The 24,276-nt window shown below is 41.2% G+C and carries 22 protein-coding genes and 1 riboswitch; of the genes, 8 read left to right on the top strand and 14 right to left on the bottom strand.

The genetic code is table 11. From position 1 onward, the window contains the following. Nucleotides 1–74 precede the first annotated feature (74 nt). The gene (locus tag LK453_RS05010) at nucleotides 75–371 is read left to right on the top strand and encodes an oxidative damage protection protein (RefSeq protein ID WP_007394936.1); all 297 of its coding nucleotides are present in this window, start codon (nucleotides 75–77) and stop codon (nucleotides 369–371) included. A 117-nt stretch (nucleotides 372–488) separates the two neighbouring features. On the opposite strand, the gene phoU is transcribed toward LK453_RS05010, so the two are convergent. The 6 genes from phoU to LK453_RS04980 all read right to left on the bottom strand — a co-directional run bounded on the left by phoU (nucleotide 489) and on the right by LK453_RS04980 (nucleotide 6,791). After that, nucleotides 489–1,229, bottom strand: a complete 741-nt coding sequence (gene phoU, locus LK453_RS05005) for a phosphate signaling complex protein PhoU (protein ID WP_201528350.1) — start codon at nucleotides 1,227–1,229, stop codon at nucleotides 489–491. 105 nt (nucleotides 1,230–1,334) lie between these two features. Beyond that, a complete protein-coding gene (gene pstB / locus LK453_RS05000) occupies nucleotides 1,335–2,246 on the bottom strand; it encodes a phosphate ABC transporter ATP-binding protein PstB (protein ID WP_379652726.1) in 912 nt (303 codons plus the stop codon). Nucleotides 2,247–2,342: 96 nt separating this feature from the next. Beyond that, complete coding sequence (gene pstA / locus LK453_RS04995) at nucleotides 2,343–3,239, bottom strand: phosphate ABC transporter permease PstA (RefSeq protein ID WP_044298034.1); 897 nt, start codon at nucleotides 3,237–3,239, stop codon at nucleotides 2,343–2,345. Nucleotides 3,240–3,434: 195 nt separating this feature from the next. Then, the gene (pstC, locus tag LK453_RS04990; RefSeq protein WP_007394932.1) at nucleotides 3,435–4,385 is read right to left on the bottom strand and encodes a phosphate ABC transporter permease subunit PstC; all 951 of its coding nucleotides are present in this window, start codon (nucleotides 4,383–4,385) and stop codon (nucleotides 3,435–3,437) included. A 58-nt stretch (nucleotides 4,386–4,443) separates the two neighbouring features. Beyond that, nucleotides 4,444–5,613 (bottom strand): phosphate ABC transporter substrate-binding protein PstS, encoded by a 1,170-nt coding sequence (gene pstS, locus LK453_RS04985; protein ID WP_201536241.1) that lies wholly within the window; start codon nucleotides 5,611–5,613, stop codon nucleotides 4,444–4,446. Between the two features lie 476 nt (nucleotides 5,614–6,089). Beyond that, nucleotides 6,090–6,791: an IS1 family transposase gene (locus LK453_RS04980; protein WP_227953986.1), complete on the bottom strand. Its 702-nt coding sequence runs from the start codon at nucleotides 6,789–6,791 to the stop codon at nucleotides 6,090–6,092. A gap of 95 nt (nucleotides 6,792–6,886) precedes the next feature. Between LK453_RS04980 and LK453_RS04975 the strand changes: the two genes are divergently transcribed. Together LK453_RS04975 and thiC are read left to right on the top strand one after the other, a co-directional pair. Next, nucleotides 6,887–7,189: a septal ring lytic transglycosylase RlpA family protein gene (locus LK453_RS04975; RefSeq protein ID WP_265088904.1), complete on the top strand. Its 303-nt coding sequence runs from the start codon at nucleotides 6,887–6,889 to the stop codon at nucleotides 7,187–7,189. 173 nt (nucleotides 7,190–7,362) lie between these two features. Further along, nucleotides 7,363–7,504, top strand: a riboswitch (TPP riboswitch). 322 nt (nucleotides 7,505–7,826) lie between these two features. Next, on the top strand, nucleotides 7,827–9,827 hold the full coding sequence (gene thiC / locus LK453_RS04970; RefSeq protein ID WP_007394929.1) for a phosphomethylpyrimidine synthase ThiC: 2,001 nt from the start codon (nucleotides 7,827–7,829) through the stop codon (nucleotides 9,825–9,827). 132 nt (nucleotides 9,828–9,959) lie between these two features. Here the strand turns inward: thiC and LK453_RS04965 are convergent, their stop codons facing one another. After that, nucleotides 9,960–10,850 carry a fructose bisphosphate aldolase gene (locus tag LK453_RS04965; protein WP_007394928.1) on the bottom strand — a complete coding sequence of 297 codons (891 nt, stop codon included), beginning with the start codon at nucleotides 10,848–10,850 and terminating at the stop codon, nucleotides 9,960–9,962. A gap of 497 nt (nucleotides 10,851–11,347) precedes the next feature. On the opposite strand from LK453_RS04965, the gene LK453_RS04960 reads away from it, so the two are divergent. The 5 genes from LK453_RS04960 to LK453_RS04940 all read left to right on the top strand — a co-directional run bounded on the left by LK453_RS04960 (nucleotide 11,348) and on the right by LK453_RS04940 (nucleotide 15,890). Beyond that, nucleotides 11,348–11,866, top strand: a complete 519-nt coding sequence (locus tag LK453_RS04960) for an META domain-containing protein (protein ID WP_007394927.1) — start codon at nucleotides 11,348–11,350, stop codon at nucleotides 11,864–11,866. 406 nt (nucleotides 11,867–12,272) lie between these two features. Then, on the top strand, nucleotides 12,273–13,325 hold the full coding sequence (locus tag LK453_RS04955) for a DUF1852 domain-containing protein (protein WP_007394926.1): 1,053 nt from the start codon (nucleotides 12,273–12,275) through the stop codon (nucleotides 13,323–13,325). 31 nt (nucleotides 13,326–13,356) lie between these two features. Next, nucleotides 13,357–14,388, top strand: coding sequence for a methionine synthase (locus LK453_RS04950; RefSeq protein WP_044298033.1), 1,032 nt, complete (start codon nucleotides 13,357–13,359; stop codon nucleotides 14,386–14,388). Nucleotides 14,389–14,440: 52 nt separating this feature from the next. Continuing rightward, a complete protein-coding gene (locus LK453_RS04945; RefSeq protein ID WP_007394924.1) occupies nucleotides 14,441–14,932 on the top strand; it encodes a flavin reductase in 492 nt (163 codons plus the stop codon). Nucleotides 14,933–15,068: 136 nt separating this feature from the next. Then, nucleotides 15,069–15,890 (top strand): sulfite exporter TauE/SafE family protein, encoded by an 822-nt coding sequence (locus LK453_RS04940; protein ID WP_007394923.1) that lies wholly within the window; start codon nucleotides 15,069–15,071, stop codon nucleotides 15,888–15,890. Between the two features lie 101 nt (nucleotides 15,891–15,991). Here LK453_RS04940 and glmS read toward each other — a convergent pair whose 3' ends face one another. From glmS to hisF, 7 genes are all read right to left on the bottom strand, one after another. Further along, a complete protein-coding gene (gene glmS / locus LK453_RS04935; protein WP_007394922.1) occupies nucleotides 15,992–17,839 on the bottom strand; it encodes a glutamine--fructose-6-phosphate transaminase (isomerizing) in 1,848 nt (615 codons plus the stop codon). 169 nt (nucleotides 17,840–18,008) lie between these two features. Next, nucleotides 18,009–19,376 carry a bifunctional UDP-N-acetylglucosamine diphosphorylase/glucosamine-1-phosphate N-acetyltransferase GlmU gene (glmU, locus tag LK453_RS04930; protein ID WP_007394921.1) on the bottom strand — a complete coding sequence of 456 codons (1,368 nt, stop codon included), beginning with the start codon at nucleotides 19,374–19,376 and terminating at the stop codon, nucleotides 18,009–18,011. Nucleotides 19,377–19,585: 209 nt separating this feature from the next. Beyond that, entirely contained in the window at nucleotides 19,586–20,188 is a 603-nt protein-coding gene (locus LK453_RS04925) for a phosphatidylglycerophosphatase A family protein (RefSeq protein WP_007394920.1), read from the bottom strand. Between the two features lie 89 nt (nucleotides 20,189–20,277). Beyond that, nucleotides 20,278–21,321 carry a thiamine-phosphate kinase gene (thiL, locus tag LK453_RS04920; protein ID WP_007394919.1) on the bottom strand — a complete coding sequence of 348 codons (1,044 nt, stop codon included), beginning with the start codon at nucleotides 21,319–21,321 and terminating at the stop codon, nucleotides 20,278–20,280. Between the two features lie 297 nt (nucleotides 21,322–21,618). Further along, on the bottom strand, nucleotides 21,619–22,353 hold the full coding sequence (nusB, locus tag LK453_RS04915) for a transcription antitermination factor NusB (RefSeq protein WP_007394917.1): 735 nt from the start codon (nucleotides 22,351–22,353) through the stop codon (nucleotides 21,619–21,621). Between the two features lie 160 nt (nucleotides 22,354–22,513). After that, the gene (gene ribH / locus LK453_RS04910) at nucleotides 22,514–23,038 is read right to left on the bottom strand and encodes a 6,7-dimethyl-8-ribityllumazine synthase (protein ID WP_007394916.1); all 525 of its coding nucleotides are present in this window, start codon (nucleotides 23,036–23,038) and stop codon (nucleotides 22,514–22,516) included. A 152-nt stretch (nucleotides 23,039–23,190) separates the two neighbouring features. Continuing rightward, nucleotides 23,191–23,961 (bottom strand): imidazole glycerol phosphate synthase subunit HisF, encoded by a 771-nt coding sequence (hisF, locus tag LK453_RS04905; RefSeq protein ID WP_044298032.1) that lies wholly within the window; start codon nucleotides 23,959–23,961, stop codon nucleotides 23,191–23,193. Between the last annotated feature and the right edge of the window lie 315 nt (nucleotides 23,962–24,276).

Here is a 24,276-nt window from a genome sequence, read left to right as displayed (position 1 = left end):
ACCGTTTAGAATTCGGTCTTAAAGCATACCTTTATCTTTAACATATACTTTCATCATTAACATAGGATAGGACAATGACAGCTACTTTTGATCCAAAAGCGAATATGGTATTTTGCCGTAAATATAAGCAAGATTTGCCCAAAATGCCAAACCCACCATTCCCTAACAAAAAAGGCGAAGAGATTCAAAATACTGTTTCGAAAAAAGCATGGGATGAGTGGTTAGAATTACAAACTATGCTTATTAATGAAAACCACTTGAGCATGATTAATCCAGAAGCTAAGAAATTTATCACTGAACAGCGTGAAAAATTTTTAGACAATGCGGACTATGAACGTCCACAAGGATGGACACCAGAGTCTGAGAAATAATTAAAGTGCTAAATTTAAAGTCATAAAGACTAGCACCATAAAAAAGGAGAGACCGCGGTCTCTCCTTTTTTAATAATAAAATAGTTTCTTATTTGGCTGTTTATTGTATGTAAAGTATTAGGGGTTATTACGAGAAGCAATGATATTTGATGCTTCTTGTACTGCCTGCTCTACAGTCAAGAAATCGGTATGACGCACGTCCTTGCCACTGGTGCAGTAAATAATTAATTCAGCAATATTTCGAGCATGGTCACCTACTCGCTCTAACGCCCGTAACACCCATAAAATATTGATAACCTTGGAGACATGACGACTGTCTTCCATCACATAGGTCATCAAAGAGCGACTGGCGGACTGATATTCTTCATTGACGATTTCATCACTTTGCAATACTGAAAAGGCTTGCTCAGGATCCATACGTAAGAAAGCCTCTAACGCTTCTAATAACATCACCCGAACCTGATTCGATAAGTGCTGAACTTCAGAGTAGCCTCTGGGTGACACTCCTTCCTTATTAAGCTTACAAGCCATACGGGCAATCTTACTGGCTTCATCACCAACCCGTTCCAGATCAACCACCCCTTTGCTTAGTGCCATAACCAATCTTAAATCACTGGCTGTGGGCTGACGCTTAGCGACTAATAATACCACTAGCTCATCAACTTTGATTTCCATCTGGTTAATCTGAGTGTCTTCCTCAATAACCTTTTTGGCCAATTCAACATCACCATCAACTAAGGCATGCGTGGCCAAAGTCACCTGCTCTGCGGCCATTCGACCCATGGTCATGAAAAGATCAATACATTCCTGTAAGTCGTGATCAAAGCTTCTTGATGAGTGCTTTTCAGTAAGCGGCATAAAATATTCCCTCATTACTCTTATAATATAAAAGCCAGAAACCTAATAGAAATTGGCGTCTGGCTCTATCTAATAACTCTAAGGACTGTCTAGACTAAATTAAGTTTAGCCATAGCGACCTGTAATATAGTCTTCGGTCGCTTTTTGAGCAGGATTGGTAAAGACTTGATTGGTTTCACCCATCTCAACCATATCACCTAAATACATATACACGGTATAGTCTGAAACACGAGCTGCCTGTTGCATGTTATGAGTCACAATGGCAATAGTATAATCGTGTTTCAAATCTTCAATCAAATCTTCAATAGCACCGGTTGAAATAGGATCTAACGCAGACGTTGGCTCATCAAGAAGCAATACTTCTGGCTTAGTGGCCACACCACGAGCGATACATAGACGCTGCTGCTGACCACCTGAAAGTGACAAGCCTGATGCTTTAAGTTTGTCTTTTACTTCAGGCCAAAGTGCTGACTTTTTCAGTGCCCATTCTACGCGTTCATCAAGCTCAGCTTTGCTAAGCTTTTCGTACAGACGTACGCCAAAAGCAACGTTGTCATAGATAGACATTGGGAATGGTGTTGGCTTCTGGAACACCATACCTACACGAGCACGCAATAAGTTAACATCAATATGCTTATCTAAAATATTTTTACCATCAAGATTAATCAAACCTTCAGCACGCATGCCAGGATATAAGTCATACATACGGTTAAAGGTACGTAATAAAGTAGATTTACCACAACCTGATGGACCGATGAATGCGGTTACTTTTCTCTCTGGAATATCAATGTTGATATTTTTAAGAGCTTTAAAATCACCATAGTAGAAGTTTAAATCGCGAACTTCCAACTTAGCCTTAGGCATATTTTCTGGCATATCTGCCATAGTTTGCTTATTAAAACTGGCCGTATCAGGCTGGGCAATTTGAGATCCGGTATTCATAGGCATACCCAATAGGCTCCCCTCTGAAGTGGTTTTAGTTTTGTTCACTGGGGTTTTCTCTACTAAATCTGTCATAATCTTGTCCTGTGCTTCATATATTTGGGCTTACACGAATAAGCTAGGTCTATCTATTAATAAAAAATCAAGTAACTACCTTATAGAGTGGCGTTGTTAATGACTTTGATCCTTACCGCCGATTAATCTGGCAACAATGTTTAATATAAGTACTGTCATGGTAATCAGTAATGCTGCTGCCCAAGCTAAGGTATGCCAGTTTTCATAAGGACTAGAAGTAAACTGATAAATAGTATTGGGTAAGTTGGCCATTGCCTGATTCATATCTGTACTAAAGAACGGATTGTTGAAGGCGGTGAACAGTAAAGGCGCAGTTTCACCCGCAATACGAGCGAAGGCCAATAAGACACCTGTGGTTAAACCAACACGGGCCGCTTTTACAGTAACCGTAGTTACTAATTTCCACTTTGGTGTACCTAATGCATAAGCTGCTTCACGCAAGGTATTAGGAACCAGATTCAACATATTTTCTGTGGTACGTACGACCACAGGAATTACAATCAAAGCTAAAGCCAATGCACCAGCCCAACCTGAAAAATGCTGACCTTTTACCATTAGCGCGTAGATAAATAGACCAATAACAATAGAAGGTGCTGATAATAAGATATCGTTTAAAAAACGGGTTACTTTGCCCAGCCAACTGCCTTGAGCAAATTCTGCAAGATAAATACCGGCCATCATTCCTACAGGGGCACCAATAAATAAGCCAGAAAATGCCAACATAATCGATCCCACGATAGCATTACGTAACCCACCTTCTGTCTGCGGTGGCGGCGTATCTGTTAAGAATACAGGCATGTCTAATAGCGCTTGGAAGCCTTCAATAAATAGTGTAACTAATATCCAAGTTAACCAAAATAATCCAAATGCCATTGCTGAAATGGCAAAGAACAATCCTAACTTGTTAACAAAACGGCGCTTATTATAAAGCGACTTATTGTAGCGGTCCTCAAAACGGGCACCATGATTGAGACTGACTTCAGCTGAACGCATTAACTGTTTCTCCATTTCGCTAAAACTGTCTGGGCTAAAAACCACATTATTTATTGGCTAAGCATTACCGTGTTTGATTAGCAAAATCTTAATTATTCGATTATTAATATTAGATATTAAAACTGGATTTATAGCGGCATATTGCCGCTATAAAATTTTTCGAAATAAGCAATCTAAGTTGTTTTAACTCTCGTTTTAATTACCTGCTTTTTTATCAATACGCATCAACATCAATTTTGATATAGACAGTACGATAAAGGTAATAACAAACAGAATCAGACCTAAGTGTAGTAATGACGCTAAGTGTAGCTCACTGCCTGCTTCTGCGAACTCATTCGCCAAGGCCGAAGTAATAGTGACACCTGAGGTAAATAAACTTGGACTGATGTTGTAAGCGTTACCAATTAAGAAGGTAACGGCCATCGTTTCACCTAGAGCACGACCCAAACCTAAGATTATGCCGCCTACCACGCCCGCTTTGGTATAAGGAAGAATGATCTTAAACATTACTTCCCAAGTTGTGGCTCCCATACCATAAGCCGACTCTTTTAGAAGGTCTGGTACTACTGAGAACACATCACGCATGGTGGCAGCGATAAAAGGAATAATCATGATGGCCAGCACTAGAGATGCTGTAAACATGCCTAAGCCAATAGGCGCACCTGAAAACAATTTACCAATCACTGGTAAAGGTGCCACATGTTCAATAAACCAAGGCTGAATATAAGTACTAAAGAAAGGAACGAAAATAAATAAGCCCCACATACCATAAATAATAGAAGGAATACCTGCTAATAATTCAATGGCAATACCTAATGGGCGCTTCAAAAAGGCAGGGCACAGTTCCGTTAAGAAAATGGCGATACCAAAACTTACCGGAACTGCAATTAAGATAGCAATTACTGAGGTCACCACGGTACCATAAATAGGGGCTAAAGCCCCGTATTGGTCCCCTACTGTATCCCAATCATTACTGGTGTAAAAGCCCAGACCAAACTCTTGAATACTGGGCCATGCACCAACAATTAACGACAGTAAAATCCCACCTAATGACAACAATACCAGTACCGCAAACGCCTTTGTCGCATTGACAAAAAGGAAATCGTAACGCTTTTGCTTTGCTAACTGGGAATGTAAATCTGCCATAACAGCCTCATTGTTAATTACTAAATAAATCTCATAATGGCCTTTAAGGCACTATGAACTACTGCGCTGGGGTATAAACAGGTTTACCATCTTTATCAACTACTTCATTCCATTTTGCTTTGAATAAAGCCACTGCTTTATCAGAGAATGGTACATAGTCTAAGTCCATTGCATCTTGGTCACCGCGGGTATAAGCCCAATCAAAGAAGTTCAAGACACCTGCCACTTTTTGTGGGTTTTCAGGATTTTTGTGAACTAAGATGAAAGTCGCTGCTGCAATTGGCCAAGCTTGATCAGTTTCAGAGTTGGTGATGACTTTGTAGAAGCCTTCTTCTTTTGACCAGTCAATGTCACCCGCTGCTGCAAAAGTTTCTGCTGAAGGTTGAACCACATTACCTGCTGCATTTTTTAGAGCAGTGTGAGACATTTTGTTTTGCTTAGCATAGGCATATTCAACATAACCAATTGAGTTTGGCATGCGAGTTACGTTACTAGCTACGCCTTCGTTACCTTTACCGCCAACACCTGTTGCTGAAGTAGGCCACTGAACTGTCTTATCTACCCCAATTTTGTCTTTCCACTCTGGAGAAACTTTGGCTAGATAATCAGTAAAGTTAAAAGTAGTGCCTGAACCATCAGAACGGAATACAGTAGTAATAGCCGTATCAGGAAGTTTTAAATCTGGGTTTAAAGCAACGATCGCAGGATCATTCCACTTAGTAATTTTGCCTAAATAAATATTAGCTAACGTTTCGCCGTCTAGCTTTAGTTGACCTGGCTCAACGCCTTCTAGGTTAACAACAGGAACCACACCACCGATAACGGTTGGAAACTGAATAAGACCTTCTTTTTCTAACTCTTCAGGTGTCATAGGAGCATCTGATGCGCCGAAATCTACTGTTTTAGAAATAATTTGTTTGATGCCGCCAGATGAGCCGATTGACTGATAGTTAACTTGACCCTTAGTTTCTTTGTTGTAATCTGCTGACCATTTAATATAGATAGGCTGTGGGAATGAAGCGCCCGCACCTGTAATATTCATCTCAATGCCTTCAGCTGACTTAAAGCCGCCTTCAGAAGCTGTACCGGTTGTTGCTGCTGAAGTAGAACCTTCGGCAGGGGCAGCGGCTGTGGTATCGTCGGTGGCAGCTGTATCGTTTTCTGATTTATTACAAGCCGATAAAGTAAGTACGCTGGCTACAGCTACGGCTAACAGTGAATAACGCATGGTCTCTCCTAAAAAGTTATAAGTGTTATAAATGCAGAGTGTCAAATTGAGCCATCTGGATTTTGAGTGCTTCACAGTCGATAAAAGCACCCTTAATTAGAATGAGGTTATTCTGACGTTTAAATATGACAGTTTGATGAAACTTAAATTAATTGTGGAAATATCGTAACTTTTGCGAAGGTATTTGTTACAGAATTGTCAGTAAATTAAAGTAAATGGGAGCTTATGGCCAAAAATGCGACATTTATAATCTTTACATTATCTTTACCCATTAGAAAGGTGGGCTAAATCTAAGACCTGTAGACTACGCTCTCGATGTTTTGGTGCAGACAATTTTATTTTGCTAACAACTTAGGCTTCTACGCCTAGATGTTCTTCCAAAATTTTATTGCGTTAATTTGTTCCAACCATTCATTAGATTACAGGTATTACCTATGAAAAAACTTTTTGGTGGTGGTTCAAAAAGTAGGCTGACATTAGACATATCCATGATTGATGTAAAAGAAAGCTAAATCAAAGGCTTTAAAGTGATTTTCCAGCTTTTTAGAAAAGTTACAACTTCGCCTAAATGCTCGCCTTACTCGATGTCTGATAGTGCAATTATTACCTTCAATACCGACCGTGAAAAACTTGCCAATGACTTGGGTAAAGCCCTTAAAACCGGTAACAAAGCTATCCCAGGTATCACTAGCGATTCTAGCACAACTTACGCCTAAGGCTTGCAGTTTAGCTTTAAGCTTTTTGACAGTGTTAAGGTCTCGTTTTCCCCACACATAGGCAACAATTTCACCTGTGTCACGGTGATAGGCATAAATTAGCCATTGTTTGTTGGTCTTCTTGCCTACGAATGTCCAAAGCTCATCGACTTCAAGACAGTCGTATTGCCTTTGCTTGGGGGTTATTTGGTAGTGACACTTTTTTAGGGTGGCCAGTACTTTGCCTTTGCTGATTCTCTCAACGCAAGCGATGTCTTTTATGCCACTGCCTCGAACCATAAGATGGCGTATTTTGCTATCTTTTTGGGAGTGACAGCCTTGGTACGTTAAGGCATGGTCGCCAATAAACTGCCGTTTGCAGTCTTTGCATTTATAGTTTTGTTTACCATAGCTTTTGAAGCCATTTTTCTTTATACTGTCACTTAGACAGGCTGGGCATTTGATGTATAGTGTGATTTGCATTTCACTATTTTATCAATTTCTCAGCCTGTTTTTTTTCAGCCTACTTTTTGAACCACCACCAACTTTTTATGCCATTTACGCTGATGTTAGCTACGATGTTAACAGTGCCCGCCAATGCAGGTATGGCCTCGTGGTATGGTCCAGGCTTCCATGGTAAAAAGACTGCATCTGGCGCTATTTATAATATGTATGCGATGACTGCAGCTCATAAATCGCTTCCTTTTGGTTCCAAAGTAAAAGTAACTAACCTAAATAACAACAAATCCGTGGTCGTTAAAATCAATGACCGTGGTCCATTTAAGCCAGGTCGTATTATCGACTTATCCAAAAAAGCCAATCAGATGATTAGCTGTAACTTATGCAAAGTAGATGTGGAAGTGTTAAGAAGGGGCAAGTAGCCTCGGTATTGTCCTTATGTCACCGCGCCAATTCGATAAACGCCAACTATTAAGTTGGCGTTTTTTATGGAGAGAAGGTTTGGAGTAGTGATAGTTTAATTGAAGTGAGCTTTAGTTGAATTGAGCACTGTTAATGTTTTCAAAGTTTGATAAGATAGCCCTATCATCACGATCATTAAGACTCGGGGTGCAGACCTTCTTTTTTAACTAGTAGCATTACTACTCGCTACTGTCTCTAAAAAAGCGTCTGCTGAGACATCACCCGTTGAACCTGATGCGGTTAATACCGCCGTAGGAAAGTCATTGCAACTCCCTTATACCTTATATAGACCTGTTAATAGTCATAGCGTACCAAAGCTATGTTCTAATTTATGTAATAAGTAGCTGGTTTATTCCGGCATGCTATTGTTAGGCTTTGTATTCTTATAGTTTGTTCCTTTCTGACATACAACTCTTAAGCAATAGCTATAATCCTTACATAAAGTCGATTATTAGAATTTAATATATTAAAGGGTACTAATAGATATAAGCTGTCTTAGTTGACAAAGCCTGCACTCACCGAGTCTTTATTTTTATAAGGTTTACACTTCTAAACCAAATTGGCATTACGCCATTTAGATAAAATAAGGACCATTCCATGAGTAACTTAGCAAGCACAGTCAAAACTCCTGCTCATCGCAGCTCTACAGATGAACGCTTTGATGAAGAAGCACGCGACTTAACTCGCAACCTACCCGCCTCAAAAAAAGTATATATCGAAGGCTCACGTCCTGACATCCAAGTACCCATGCGCGAAATCACCCTAACAGACACGCCTACCGGTGGGTTTGGATTAGAAAATGGCGAAAAAAACCCTCCTTTTTATGTTTATGACACCTCTGGGGTGTATACCGACCCCAATGTCGAAATTGACTTGACCAAAGGCTTACCGAAACTGCGTGAAAAATGGATTGAAGAACGCGGTGACACCGAGCGCTTAGAAGGCTTGTCTAGTAACTACGGCAAAGAACGTGCCCGCGATATTACCACCGCCAACATACGCTTTGCTCATATTGATAAGCCACGCCGGGCAAAATCAGGGCGCAATGTGACCCAGATGCACTACGCTCGACAAGGTATTATTACCCCTGAAATGGAATATATCGCCATTCGTGAGACCCAAAAGCAAAATGAGCTAACTGACCTGCGTCAACATGCTGGTGAAAGCTTTGGCGCCAACACTCCTAAAATAATTACTCCTGAGTTTGTCCGTGATGAAGTGGCAGCCGGTCGTGCCATTATCCCTAACAATATTAACCATCCCGAATCAGAGCCAATGATTATTGGCCGTAACTTCTTAGTGAAAATTAATGCCAATATTGGTAACTCAGCTCTAGGCTCAAGTATTGATGAAGAAGTGTCAAAGATGACCTGGGCAACTCGCTGGGGCGCGGATACCATCATGGATTTATCCACCGGTAAAAATATTCACGAAACCCGTGAATGGATTATCCGTAACTCCCCTGTCCCTATCGGTACGGTACCTATTTATCAAGCCTTAGAAAAAGTTGATGGCGTCGCTGAAGATTTAACGTGGGAGATTTTCCGCGATACTCTTATTGAACAAGCCGAACAAGGGGTGGATTACTTTACCATTCATGCCGGCGTGCTACTGCGTTATGTCCCATTAACTGCCAAACGCTTGACCGGCATCGTATCCCGTGGTGGTTCAATTATGGCCCAGTGGTGCTTAGCGCATCATAAAGAAAGCTTCTTATACACTCACTTCGAAGACATCTGTGAAATCATGAAGCAGTATGACGTTGCTTTTAGTTTAGGCGATGGCCTACGCCCTGGCTGTTTGCAAGATGCCAATGACGAAGCTCAGTTCGGTGAGCTACGTACTTTAGGCGAATTAACACAAGTCGCTTGGAAACATGATGTCCAAGTTATGATTGAAGGCCCTGGGCATGTCGCAATGAACCGTATTAAAGAGAACATGGACCTACAGCTTGAAATGTGTCACGAAGCGCCTTTTTATACCCTTGGTCCATTAACCACAGATATTGCACCTGGTTATGACCATATTACCAGTGCTATTGGTGCGGCTATGATTGGCTGGTTTGGTACGGCCATGCTGTGCTATGTAACCCCCAAAGAGCATTTGGGCTTGCCTAATAAAAAAGATGTCAAAGATGGCATTATCACCTACAAAATCGCCGCTCATGCCGCCGACTTAGCCAAAGGCCATCCTGGTGCACAGGCTCGAGACAACGCTTTATCCAAAGCAAGATTTGAGTTCCGCTGGGATGATCAGTTTAATTTAGCTTTAGATCCTGATACGGCGCGTGAATATCATGATGAGACCTTGCCAAAAGACGCTCATAAATCGGCTCACTTCTGCTCAATGTGTGGGCCTAAATTCTGCTCAATGAAAATCACTCAAAATGTGCGTGAATATGCAGCCGGTTTGCCTACAGGTGCAGAAGTCACTCCAAGTACTGGTGAGCTGTCTGATGATGTGCATTTGATTAAAGAAGTGGACACTGAGCTTGTCAGTCAAGTGGGCGAAGCCAGCTTTGATGAAGTACAAGAAGGTATGCAACAAATGAGTGAAAAATATAACTCTGAGGGACGCCAGCTTTATAAGCAAGTTTAGCCATTAAAAGCTAATCTACAAAATTTTAAAATTAAACAACAAAAAAGCTTGAATCCTTCTATAGGAATTCAAGCTTTTTTTATACTGATTAAATAAGGCTTGCTGTTAAAGCAGTTGTCTTATTTGAGTTATTTATACTTTAGAGGCGTTATAGATTTTATCGATAGATGCATCGATAGTTGCTGCAAACTCTTCGTCAGTTTGTGATTTTGACAAACCTTCAGTGAAAGCACGTGAGAAGCTAGCAATCATACCTGGATTTTGTGATAGACGCTCACATGATTCATCACGGCTATAGCCACCCGATAGCGCTACTACTTTAAGAACTTTTGGATGGTTTATTAAATCACTATAGAAACCTGGCTCTTCAGGTAAAGATAGCTTAAGCATAACTTGTTGATCACCGTCTAAACGATCAAGGTTACGAAGGATTTCATCTTTCAAAAGTATTTCACATTGTGCTTTTTCTTCGCTCTCAATGTTCACTTCTGGCTCAACGATTGGCATTAAGCCTTTTGATAGGATTTGCTTAGCCACATCAAATTGCTGTTGAACCACAGTCTCGATACCATCTTGAGTAGCTTTGTGAATAACAGAGCGCATTTTTGTGCCAAAGATTGGGAATTTCTTCGCTTTGTCTAATAGGCTATCAAGCTCAGGCATTGGCTTCATAACTTGAACGCCATCCATCTCATCAGCAAGACCTTTATCCACTTTTAAAAAAGGAACGATATTTTTATCTTCCCATAGATAGTTAGCAGTAGGCTTACCATTTACTTCACGGTCCATAGTGTCTTCAAACAGAATTGCCCCTAAAACACGCTCACTGTCAAAAGTTTCACAAGTCATAATACGCGTACGCATTTCATGAACTTTAGCAAACATTTCATCATCGTTTGAATATTCGCTTTCTTCTACGCCATACATACGTAACGCTTTAGGAGTACTGCCGCCACTTTGGTCCAAAGCTGCGATAAAACCTGTGTCGTTTTTGATACGCTCTAGCTGTTGCTGATAGCTCATAATTTTTCCTATTTCAATTAATGGAGTTAAATTAAGGGTGAATAAAAAGGTAAATTAAAAATACTGCTTTAATTTTTGTTGTAAATTTAACATAGCTCAACTGATAAATCCGTTGCCCTATTGTTTAATGGCTTATAGCCAAAGCCTAAGACCTTAACAATATGGATAATAGTGACTGACCTATGATTTTCGCTCTATTATACGCTAATAAGCCTAAAAAATAAGCCTGTCCACTATCAAAAAGCTTTCTACATTACGTCCTATATTAGTAACTGTTTGGGCTTTATAGTATTGGAATGGTTATCCTCTCTTGTCAGACAATTTTAGCTTTGTAATAATGTAAGGATTAACCGTCTATGATTAATTGGCTAATGGCTACAAAATAATATTTGAAAAGTAAAAAATTATCGGTTTATTAAAATGAAAAAATATATTTATAAGAAAATAGATTCATAAAAACAGGTTTATAACAACCGTTCACCTTTAAAGGACAATATATGAAAACAATCAACGTAATTATGATGTCAGGTGCTCTTGCTATGGGGGCATTAATAACAGGTTGTCAAAGCACTACCGCGATGCCTCATACTAATAATCAGACTAATAGCACCATCACTACTTATCAAATTACTGATGCGGCGTTGCAAGCCAATAGCTGGCAACTGGTAGATGCAAAGACCTCTAATGGTAAAAAAGTAGATGCCCTATTCACTAATGCAGCCAAACCATTAACTTTAAACTTTATGACAGTAGAGGGTGATAATCTAGTTACGCTTAACAACACTTGTAATAACATCTCAGCACCTTATACGGTTGTTAATGGAGAAGTTAAGTTGGGTAATATCATGAGTACTATGATGGCTTGTCCTGATGCTGAAGCTAAATTTGATGCAGCAGCAGTGGCTTCTGTTGTGGGTAAATATACGCTAAGCCAAGGTGCTAATAATACCCCAATGTTAGTTGTTACTAATAACAATCAAGTGGCTCACTTTAAAGCGGTAGCAAAAGTTAAATAATTTTTTGCAATAACCATAGAGGATACAGTTTACTTCATCGATTTTATTTTTTTATTTAATAGGGAATTATCTTTGTTCTTAATAACATCTAATATTAATTGAGAATGATCCTGTATTTTGTTGAGCAATAAATTATTTCATGCTAAGTTTAAATCAACGCTCCAATTTCAAATTGGAGCGTTTTTTTATGTTCTAAATATTGAAAACTCACTTAAGCTATAAATTTTTAACTGTCTTATTTTAATTGTCTAACTTTGCCTGTCTATCCTCTATCTTAAAAACAACTAACTTGAATAAAATTCATTATTTCATAAAGTTTAATCGTTTTTATTCATGTAGTGTTCATGTTTAAATTACCTCATACAAAAATTTGGTTTTATATCAATAATTAGGGTAGTAACACGCTATGAGTAAAATTTTTACATATTCAATTAAGACGATTCGTTTTGATGAAAATTATCAACCTGCAGACAGCACACGTCTCACCACTAACTTTGCTAATTTAGCGCGCGGCGAGCAGCGTCAAGAAAACTTACGTAAAACCTTAACCATGATAAACAATCGCTTCAACGCTCTGGCTCATTGGGACAACCCTACTGCAGACCGTTATTCAGTTGATGTGGATATTATTTCTGTAGATATGGACATTGAGGGCAAAGGTCACACCTTCCCTATTATCGAAACCTTAAAAACGACGATTGTGGATCACAAAGACAACACACGTATTGAAGGCATGATCGGTAACAGTTTTTCCTCTTATGTACGTGATTATGACTTTAGTGTCGTATTGTTGGACCACTTTAATAACCATCCTAGTGAACCGATACCAGAAAGTTTTGGTATTTTGCATGGCAAATTATTTCAGGATTTATTGAATTCAGAGGCTTATCAAGCTCAATTTACTAAAAAACCAGTAATTTGTCTTAGCGTTTCAACCAGTAAAACCTATTACCGTACCGCCAATCAGCATCCTGTATTAGGGGTGGAGTACCGACAAGATGAATATTCATTAACCGATGAATACTTCCACAAAATGGGCTTAACCGTTCGCTACTTTATGCCTGCAGGTAGCGTGGCACCTTTAGCCTTTTACTTTGCCGGTGACCTATTGAGCGATTACACCGACCTTGAGCTAATTAGTGCCATTGCGACAATGGAGACTTTCCAAAAAATCTATCGACCGGAAATTTACAATGCTAACTCTACCGCCGCTGCCGTATATCAACCGAGTTTGACCTATCAAGATTATTCCTTGACTCAAATCGTGTATGACCGTGAAGAGCGTAGTCAGTTGGCCGTAAAACAAGGAAAGTTTACAGAAGAGCAGTTTATTAAGCCTTACCAACATATTTTGGAAGAGTGGGCAGCAAGTTATGAGCCTGATAATCAAACCAGCGAAAAACAGACCTCTCAAAAACAAGCCTCTCAAAAACAAGCTAAAAATAAACACGTTGCTTAACCCAAGACAAAAATAGAGAAGATTGATTACCATGACAAAAATATTATTACCAACTTCAACCGCAGGTAGCCTACCGAAACCTTCTTGGTTAGCAGAGCCTGAAAAACTTTGGTCACCTTGGTTATTAGAAGGCGAGCAATTGATTGAAGCCAAACAGGACGCTCTTCGAGTATCACTACAGGAACAACTGCAGGCTGGGATTGATATTGTCAGTGATGGTGAGCAGACTCGCCAACACTTTGTCACCACCTTTATTGAACACCTTGATGGGGTAGATTTTAAAAATCGAGAAACCGTTAAAATCCGTAATCGCTATGAGGCAAGTGTGCCGTCCGTAGTAGGTGCAGTAAGCCGTCAAAAACCTGTCTTTGTGGAAGACGCTAAATTTTTACGTCAACAAACCAATCAGCCGATTAAATGGGCACTGCCTGGTCCAATGACGATGATTGATACGTTATATGATGGCCATTATAAGAGCCGTGAAAAGTTGGCCTGGGAGTTTGCTAAAATCCTAAATCAAGAAGCCAAAGAGTTAGAAGCCGCTGGTGTCGATATTATCCAATTCGATGAGCCTGCCTTTAATGTGTTCTTTGATGAAGTAAACGACTGGGGAATCGCCACTTTAGAGCGCGCCATTGAAGGTCTAAACTGTGAAACGGCGGTGCATATTTGCTATGGCTATGGTATCAAAGCCAATAATGATTGGAAGAAAACATTAGGTTCAGAATGGCGCCAATATGAAGAAGCGTTTCCTAAGCTGCAGCAATCTAAGATTGATATTGTGTCACTCGAATGTCAAAACTCTCGTGTGCCCATGGATTTGATTGAACTGATTCGTGGTAAAAAAGTGATGGTTGGCGCCATTGATGTGGCCACTAACACGATTGAAACGCCTGAAGAAGTTGCTAACACGCTTCGTGCCGTACTTAAATTTGTTGATGCTGACAAGCTCTACCCGTCGACTAACTGTGGTATGGCCCCTTTGTCTCGCCAAGTGGCAAGAGGCAAACTTAATGCCTTAAGTGCAGGCGCTCAAATTGTCCGTCAAGAATTGATAGCCTAATAGTTATGGCTTCCTATATAGAAAAGCACTACCCAAATTTAGGAGTTACGTGATGATTGAAGCAACTAACTTTAGAAATGCTATGTCATTACTGCCGACCGCAGTCAATGTCGTTACTACAGAAGGTCTATCTGGCGCTCATGGCTTTACGGCCTCGGCCGTCTGTAGTGTGACAGACAGCCCGCCTACGCTATTGGTCTGTATGAATACTACGTCTCGATCACATGGGCATTTTATGGAAAATAAAATATTAAGTGTCAATGTACTGGGCGCACAGCATGAATATATATCCAATACATTTGCCTCTAAATTATGTTCAGAGGAGCGATTTCAACAGGGCACTTGGACTAAATTAGTCACTGGATCTCCTGTGTTGGTAGATGCATTGGTCAGCTTTGATTGTGAGATTGAGCAAGTTCAGGAGGTTGGGACGCACAGTGTTTTTATGTGCCGAGTGGTTGCCATTAAACAAAGCGAACAAGATGAAAGTTTGGTCTACTTCAACCGTACTTATCATCAAGTGGGTCAAATAGAAGCTGTTTAAGTCAATCAAGTCAGTCTTTAAGTCACTTAAGTTATTTCTTAATTCAATATTGTGGCTTAAATCCGCTTTATAATCATCACCAAACTATTTATGCTTAAACTTTTAACCCTCCCTTAAACTATGAAGTGAATCTCCCGTGGAACTAATTATCTTTTTAATAATAGGGGCTCTAGCAGGATTTGCTGCAGGGCTCTTTGGTGTGGGCGGTGGTACCATCATTGTTCCGCTACTGTTTATTGTGTTTACTCAAATGGGCTATGACCCAAATACCATTATGCATTTGGCATTAGGTACCTCACTGGCGACCATTATTGTCACCTCGATAAGCTCGCTTATGGCGCATAATAAGAAGGGCTCTGTAATGTGGCCGGTGTTCAAGAACCTAGCCCCTGGGATGGCATTGGGCTGTTTCTTTGGGGCCGGCTTGGCCGGTCAAATATCGGGGCTACATCTACAGATTATTGTCGGTATATTCTTGCTGTGGGTAGCCTATAGGATGTTTTTCGGCAATAAAAAGCCGGCGACCAGTGCGACCAACACTAGCAATGCCTCTGTCGCACTGCCTTCAACGCCTAAGCAGTTGGCAGCAGGAGGCGTGATTGGTATTGCCTCGGCTATTTTCGGTATCGGCGGTGGCAGCTTGACTGTGCCTTATTTGACCCGTTATGGCGTAGTGATGCAAAAAGCGGTGGGCACTTCTGCGGCATGTGGTCTGCCCATTGCCGTTGCTGGCGCGTTGGGCTTTATGCTATTTGGTATGCAACAAAAGGTTGATGTACCCAATACCATTGGATTCGTACACATCTATGCCTTTTTGGGTATCAGTGTGATGAGCTTTTTTACTGCCAAACTGGGCGCAAAAGTGGCACACATTCTATCGCCTGCCATGCTAAAGAAATGCTTTGCCATACTACTTACGGTTGTGGGCTGTTACTTTCTCTATAAAGGATTGCGTTAGGTTCTAATTTGATATGCTCCGCTCAAACACTCAATCAAAAAAGCCCCTACCAAAATCTGGTAGGGGCCTTTTTATAGGTCAGCTAGTAGTAAATCTACAGCCTATTCCACTGTAACGCTCTTAGCTAAGTTACGTGGTTGGTCCACATCGGTACCGCGCATAACTGCCACATGATATGACAGGAACTGAACTGGAATACTGTAAACAATAGGCGCCAGATGCTCATTTACATCTGGCACGTTAATAACATGAAGACGCTCATCACTAACTAATTGACTAGATTCACTAGCAAACACAAATAGTTCACCATGACGGGCATGGACTTCTTGCATATTGGCCTTAAGTTTATCTAGCATACTGTCTTTAGGGGCCAACACCACAATTGGCATGTCTTTATCTACCAAAGCCAACGGGCCATGTTTTAGCTCACCTGCAGCATACCCTTCAGCATGGATATATGATATCTCTTTTAGCTTTAAGGCACCCTCTAAAGCTAATGGGAACTGAACACCGCGTCCTAAGAATAGGGTACTTTGCTTGTCTTCAAACTTCTGACTCATTTTCTCAATAGGCTGATCTAGCAGTAAGCTGCGCTCTAATAAGCCTTTTAGGTTGTGCATCTCGGTCACAATTTCCGACAGCTGATCGGCATCAATACGTTGCTGTACTTTGCCTATTTTTAATACCAATAGCATTAATGCAGCCAATTGAGTGGTAAAGGCCTTTGTTGACGCCACACCAATTTCCACACCCGCAAGTGTTGGAATGAAAATATCAGTCTCACGCACCAAAGATGAGGTCGCCACGTTACAAACACTTAAAGTGGTTAGCCCTTTAATCTCACCCGATTCAGCCTTACGCTGAGTTTCGCGTAACGCAGATAAAGTATCTGCTGTCTCGCCCGATTGTGACAAGCAAATAATCAATGTATCGTCTACCACAACAGGATTGCGATAACGGAACTCACTTGCTACTTCGACTGCGCAAGGTAGGCGAGTTAAGTTCTCGAACCAATATTTGGCTACCATACCAGCGTGATAACTGGTACCACAGGCCAATACTTGAATATTACGAACTTTTGATAAAGCGGCTTCATGACGCTGTAAAAAATCTTCTCTTAGATCTTTTTCATCGGCACCCATATCAATAGTACGTGCCACTGCATCTGGCTGCTCATAGATTTCTTTAAGCATATAGTGCTTAAATTCACCTTTATCGGCATTATGATGCTTGGCATCTAATTCTGTGATATTACGTACCACTGGTTTACCGTCGGCAAATACTTCAATGCTATCACGCTTAATAACTGCAATATCACCTTCTTCTAAATACATAAAGCGATTGGTAACTGGTAATAAGGCCAACTGATCCGAGGCAATAAAGTTCTCACCAATGCCCACACCAATGACCAAAGGAGAGCCAAGACGCACAGTGATTAGCTCTTCTGGATTATCGACATGAATCACGCCCAAAGCAAACGCACCATGTAATAAAGGGACAATTTTCTCAACCGCTTTTAGTAAGTTATTGGTCTCTTTGTACGCCTCTGCCACCAAGTGAGCCACAACCTCAGTATCGGTTTCAGAAGTAAAGTTATAACCCTTCTCTATTAATGCTTCTTTTAATGGGCCATAGTTTTCAACAATACCATTATGGACCACAGCTACTTTACCAGAAACATGCGGATGAGCATTGTGCTGTGCTGGTTCGCCATGAGTGGCCCAACGAGTGTGCGCAATACCTAAGTTGCCTTTAAAATTATCAGCGTCTTTTTGTACTGCATCAACCAGTGCTTGGACTTTTCCCACTTGACGCTCTCGGTGCATTTCACCATCACGAATGACGGTTAGACCTGCTGAGTCATAGCCTCTGTACTCTAAACGCTTTAAGCCTTCTAACAACACATTTGATATATTACGTTCGGCTACGGCGCCTACTATTCCACACATAAAAAATCCTTAAATCATTATAACTGACAAGGTATTACAGTGCTGACCATCGTCCTTGGTCCACTCTTTACTTATCACTATTATTCATTGGTTATAAGCTTATAAATAAGGCTAAATCCATAGACCTTTTAATTAAACTTAGCTTGATCCATTGCCCTGAGTAATTATATTATTTCTTTTTTTCAGGGCGTTGGTAATTATCTTTTTGAACCTGACGACCACGGCCAAGGGCCAACGCCTTGTCTTCTACATTTTTGGTAATAACGGAGCCTGCCCCAATAGTTGCGGTATGGCCGATAGTAACCGGCGCTACTAGGCTGGCATTGGTACCGATAAAGGCATTATCTCCTACCACTGTTTCATGCTTATTAATTCCATCGTAATTGCAGGTAATGGCACCGGCACCAAAATTTACTCCAGCACCAATCTGAGCATCACCGACATAACTCAGATGATTGACCTTACTGCCCTCACCAATATAAGATTTTTTGATTTCTACAAAGTTGCCTAGACGTGTTTTATTGGCTAAGACTGTTTTTGGGCGTAGATGAGCAAACGGACCAATGCTTGCCTCATCTCCCACTTCTGCTTCATCAAACACACAGTAAGGTTTAACGTGGACATTATTACCGATGCGGGTATCTTTAATGATACAGCCAGCTTCAATAGTGACATTACTGCCTAAATTTACTTTGCCTTTTAGAACCACGTTAATATCAATAAACACGTCTTGACCCACAGTCACTTCTCCGCGAATATCAACGCGATTTGGATCCGCAAACTGTACCCCTTGAACCTGTAAATCTTCAACTAATTTAGCTTGCCAGCTGCGCTCTAAACTGGCCAACTGCTGACGGTTATTCACCCCTTCAATCTCAAACTCATAATCAGGCTCAATGGCAGCAATTGCAATACCATCAGCCACTGCCATCTTCACGATGTCTGTCAAATAATACTCTTGCTGAGCATTGTCATTTGACAAGTTGGGCAAGTATTTATGCAATAGCGCATTATCGACACAATAGATACCACTGTTAATCTCACAGATAGCCTGCTCTTCTTCACTGGCATCTTTTTGTTCAACAATAGCCGTAATATTTCCATTGTCGTCACGCTTGATACGACCTAAACCAAAAGGATTGTCTACTGTCAGTGTCAGCATAGACATACCTTCGACATTCGCTTGTTTTAGGCGGGTTAGAGTTTTAGCGCTTACTAGAGGCACGTCACCGTATAAAATTAAGCTTTTACCCTCAGTAGGTAGCTCTGGCAAGGTTACTTTTACCGCATGCCCTGTACCTAACTGCTCAGCCTGCTCAACCCAAGTCAGTTCATAGTCTGTCATAGCTTGTTGGACTTGATCACCACCAAATCCATAGACCACAATGGTCTTGTCGACATTCACACTCTGGCATGTATCTAAGACATGAGCCAATAACGGTTTGTCCGCCAGTGTTTGCAAAACTTTAGGCTTTGTAGATTGCATACGTGTGCCTTTACCCGCTGCAAGAATAATCGTCGTGAGTGTGGTAGTCATAAGCAGTTAACTCTTAGCAATAATAAAAAGTAAATCAGAAACTAAAAAAATGGAATATATCAACTTAAGGTTTTAAGGTTCATCCTAAAGCAAAGATATCTTGATTCCTTAAGGGCTACCCTCTAGTCTATCCTAATAATGTAACAAAATGAGTAAAGTTTCTTCAGTTGTACTATTGTTGCATCAACTTTTACAGTTACAGTTGCGTATTAAGCTCCATAAGTATTGGGATAAAACATCAAGATACTGGCAACAATCATCAACCAAGCCACCAAGGCCATAATACCGGCCAAAATGTCATCTAGCATGATGCCTAGACCCCCAGTTAGTTTTCTATCTGCCCATCTGATGGGGTTGGGCTTAGCAATGTCAAACACTCGAAATAAAACAAAGGCCAAGACTATTGAAAACCAATAATATCCCAAAGTTAAATTATCTGAGGCGTAAGTCATGATAAAGGATAGTGGTAATAGGCTAATCCACATACCTGCCCATTCATCCCAAACAATATGTGGATCATCATGTACTTGCATTAATATTGACGTACGGTCACAAATCCAAATACCAAGGATGCTAGCCAAGATAGTAACCACCAAAAAAGCTGCAAATCCGAGCTGTAATAAAGGCAGAGCAATGATTAATCCACCCACAGTTCCCCAAGTACCTGGCGCCCGCTTAGGTAGTCCACTACCTAACCCAATACCTAACCAATATACCACTTTATCAAGAGCAGTAGCACCAACAGGCAACGGCGGGCACACGTTGGCTTTACTAATATCTGGCTTATGATTCATCTTAGAGTCTAGTGACATAATGATTTCCTAGTAATCAGCTGTCTATCAATCGTTCGGCGGCTTATTATTGGACACGTCGGCTTATTGTTGGATATAGAACTATTAAGCTATCCCTTAAAATGCTGATAACCCTCTAAATCAGGAAAGTCATTAAATGGGAAAGGGTTTTGCTCAGTCACAGCATTGCCTTGATATATGAGTTTAATATTGGGCCCAGCGCTCCCTTTCTCCACTTTATCTCTTTCAATGACTTCACCAATACAGGTGACTTGCGTCGTCATTGAGGATAGTAGGTACTGTGATAAGTCCACATGCGCCGGTACTGTAAATATTAACTCGTAGTCGTCTCCCCCAGTGAGCTGACATTTTAAACGCTCACCCAAATCAACTTGCTGTAAAGGGGCACTTGTCGGTAACTTTTCTAAATCTAAGCGTATCGCCACTTTACTTTGCTGACAGAGGTGTCCTAAGTCTTGAGCCAAACCATCAGAGACATCCATCATCGCTGTCGCTAGGCCACCATTGGCCAATGCTTGACCCAGAGCAAGACGCGGGGTGGGCATATGCAAACGATGAGCCAATTGCTTACCTACTTCAGTATCAGGATGATACAGCGCATAGCACGCATCGCCAATCGTCCCAGAAACGTAGACTTTGTCCCCCACTTTAGCCCCATTGCGATAGATAGCTTGAGTGGTAGAGGGCAACAGCCCATTTGCGGTAATACTGATAACTAACTTATCATGCCGAGTGGTATCACCGCCAATAAGCCTGACCCCAAACTGGGTGCAGGCATGAAACAGTCCTTTGGCAAATTCGCTCAGCCAAGCCTCAGTAGCTAAGCGCTGAGGCAAGGCTAAGGCCAACAAAATACTGTGTGGCTTAGCCCCCATGGCCGCAATATCGGATATATTAACGGCCACTGCCTTGTAACCAATGGCAAAAGCTAGGTCAGACACCTGCTGCCAGTCATCACTAAAATGGCGTCCTTGAACCAACGTATCGACACAGGTCACCCATTGGCTCGGTGATGTGACGGCAATCACCGCTGCATCATCCCCCAAATCCTTGATAATTGAAGCATACCCTGTGCCCATTACTTGAGCATCTTGAGCCTTAAAATAACGGGAAATAAGCTCAAATTCAGTCATCAGTCTTCATCCTAAAGTTTGAGAGAGTCGATACTTTGTGGAATATTTATTGGGACATATTATGGTCTATTAATTTATTAGTCCATTGAAACACAGTATAGCTACTTGTTTGGCTTCACGACTACCTTTTGTCTTGTTCGTCCACATTAAGACTATGGAATTCAAAACCATGACACTGAAAACTATGAAACAAAGGGCCATCTATCAAAATTAATAGATAGCCCTTATTAAAATCTTGGCCCAATAACCCAGTTAGCCTAGCAAATTAGCGCTGCTAGGCTAAAGCCTTGTATTTAGCTACTTCTTAGGCTTTAATCCTATTCTTGGTTTTGGTTGACGAGTCGGCTGTTGCTCGTCGTTTACATCACTGTTTAATGAAACCGTATTTTCGTCAGTATTTACGGCTTGCGCCTTGGTTTCATCTGCATTTTCATCTATTGCTGTGGTTTGTTTGGCAGCTTTTGCTTGTTGTTTCTTCTGTTTATAGCCAGTGTCATTGTCCGCTTCTACTTCGACAGCTCGCAGCTGTGCAGCCAACTTATCCATTACCGCATTAATTAGTTTATGGGCGTCGGTAGCACCAAAATGCGTATTAAGTTTCATAGCCTCATCAAGCACAACTTTATAAGGAATGTGCAAGCTATGCTTAAGTTCATAAGCACCAATGAGTAGAACGGCATGTTCAACCATGTCTATTTGATCGATTTGACGGTCTAAATGCTCAGCAATTAAAGCTTCTAGCTCATCAATCTGTTCAGGAATTTCACGCATCAACGTGTGATAATAACCCAGATGTACCGTATGCATCGCATTGCTCGCACGCGTACGTGCAGCGATATCATGTGGTGGATTGGCTTTCCATTCGCCCTTCCCTGTTTGCTCGAAGCGATGATCCGTCATTAACCACTCATACAGCCCTTGCAGTGCAAAACGACGCGCCTTACGGACGGCAGCGTGGCTGGTCTTATAACTAGATTCATTGATATCGAACTGATTGTTGTCTTCAGTTTGTGCCGGATTTTGAGTGCTCATGTATATAAATACCTATCATCAAAGAGAGAGCTTTGACATTACTATGGGTTATTAACTAAGAATAATTTAGGGATAAAGCCACCGTAGCCGAAACTACGGTGGCCATTACATTAACGATAATAGCTTAAATTAAAGCGTCTAGCCAAAGACCAACGAAGGGCTAGTCTTCGTCAGCATCGTCATAATCAACATCAAGTTGCGACAATACGGCAATCATCTCAAGCGCAACCATAGCGGCTTCAGAGCCTTTATTACCGGCTTTAGTACCAGAACGTTCGATGGCTTGCTCGATGCTATCTGTGGTTAAGATACCATTGATAACAGGGATATTATAATCCATTGAAACGCTGGCTAGGCCACTTGCTGAGCTATTCGCGACGACGTCAAAGTGTGGGGTACTACCACGGATAACCGCGCCTAGTGCTACGATAGCATCGAAACGGTCTGATTCAGCAGCACGCTGGGCCGCTAATGGCAATTCAAAAGCACCTGGAACACGAATCACACTAATATTGCTACCCGATACGCCATGACGCAATAAAGCATCGATAGCACCATCTACTAATGACTCTACTACGAACGCATTAAAACGTCCTACAACGATGCCGATGCGGGCATCTGTATTTTGATACAAATTGCCTTCGATATGAGTAATGGCTTCACGTTGTTGTTGTAAATTTTGCATAACGACATCCTAATCCGAATGATGAAATAAAATTACAGCTATGATAACATTTTTTAAAGACGGTTTTAGAAGGAATCGTTATTAATAATTGAGTCAATAGCCACAAAAATGTAAATACTAAGGGCAGATGATATCCTGTCGTCCTTAAGTTGCTATAGACGCATTTCAATCCCTTGATCAGCCATAAACTGCTTTGCCTCAGCGATACTATATTCGCCAAAGTGGAAAATACTGGCGGCAAGTACCGCATCTGCCCCACCTTCAAGCACACCATCTGCCAAATGTTGTAGATTACCGACACCACCTGAGGCAATTACCGGTACATTAACCGTGCTAGTAATGGCTTTCATTAACGCTAAGTCATATCCCTTTTTGGTGCCATCGCCATCCATCGAAGTTACCAATAACTCGCCAGCTCCAAGATCAGCCATCTTAGCAGCCCATGCTACGGCATCAATCCCCGTAGGCTTGCGACCGCCATGGGTGAAAATCTCCCATCTTGGCTCACCATTCACATCGTCAACACGCTTAGCATCAATTGCCACTACAATGCATTGGCTGCCAAACTTGGCTGCGGCTTCACCAACAAACTCAGGGGTAAACACGGCTGCGGAGTTAATAGCCACTTTATCGGCACCCGCATTAAGTAAGTTACGAATGTCTTCAATTTTGCGCACACCACCGCCCACAGTCAATGGCACAAATACGGTTTCTGCAATGCGCTCAACCATGTCATAAGTAGTGTCACGGCCATGATGAGTGGCGGTAATGTCCAAAAAAGTAATTTCATCAGCACCTTGTTCGTTATAACGACGTGCCACTTCTACTGGATCACCGGCATCCTTAATATCCACAAACTGTACGCCCTTAACCACACGACCATTGTCTACGTCTAAACATGGAATTATTCTTTTTGCCAACATTGCCTTCATCCTGTTTCTAAAATTTTGAAAAAATACTGCTTTAAGTTAGTGCTATTCTTTGTGCATAACCAACAAGCATTATGCCTAGTATCTGTCTATACCACTAGTCCTGCCCTCATTTTAGCAAAAACAAACCCGAAATAAGGCAGTTGTCTTTGGACAGTAATCATTGAATGGCTGTTGAAACATTAGTCTGGCTTTTTAATTAATAAATATTAGCGGTTGCACATGGTTTACTGCGACTATTTAAGCTAATCTATGAAGCTATTGGCCTAATGAATCTGCCTGTGTACCTCTATGAAAAACCGTTACCTT

The organism is Psychrobacter sanguinis (assembly GCF_020736705.1).
Classification (GTDB): Bacteria; Pseudomonadota; Gammaproteobacteria; order Pseudomonadales; family Moraxellaceae; genus Psychrobacter; species Psychrobacter sanguinis.
The sequence above is the reverse complement of the archived record's forward strand: the minus strand, read 5'-3'. Positions and strand labels throughout refer to the sequence as shown.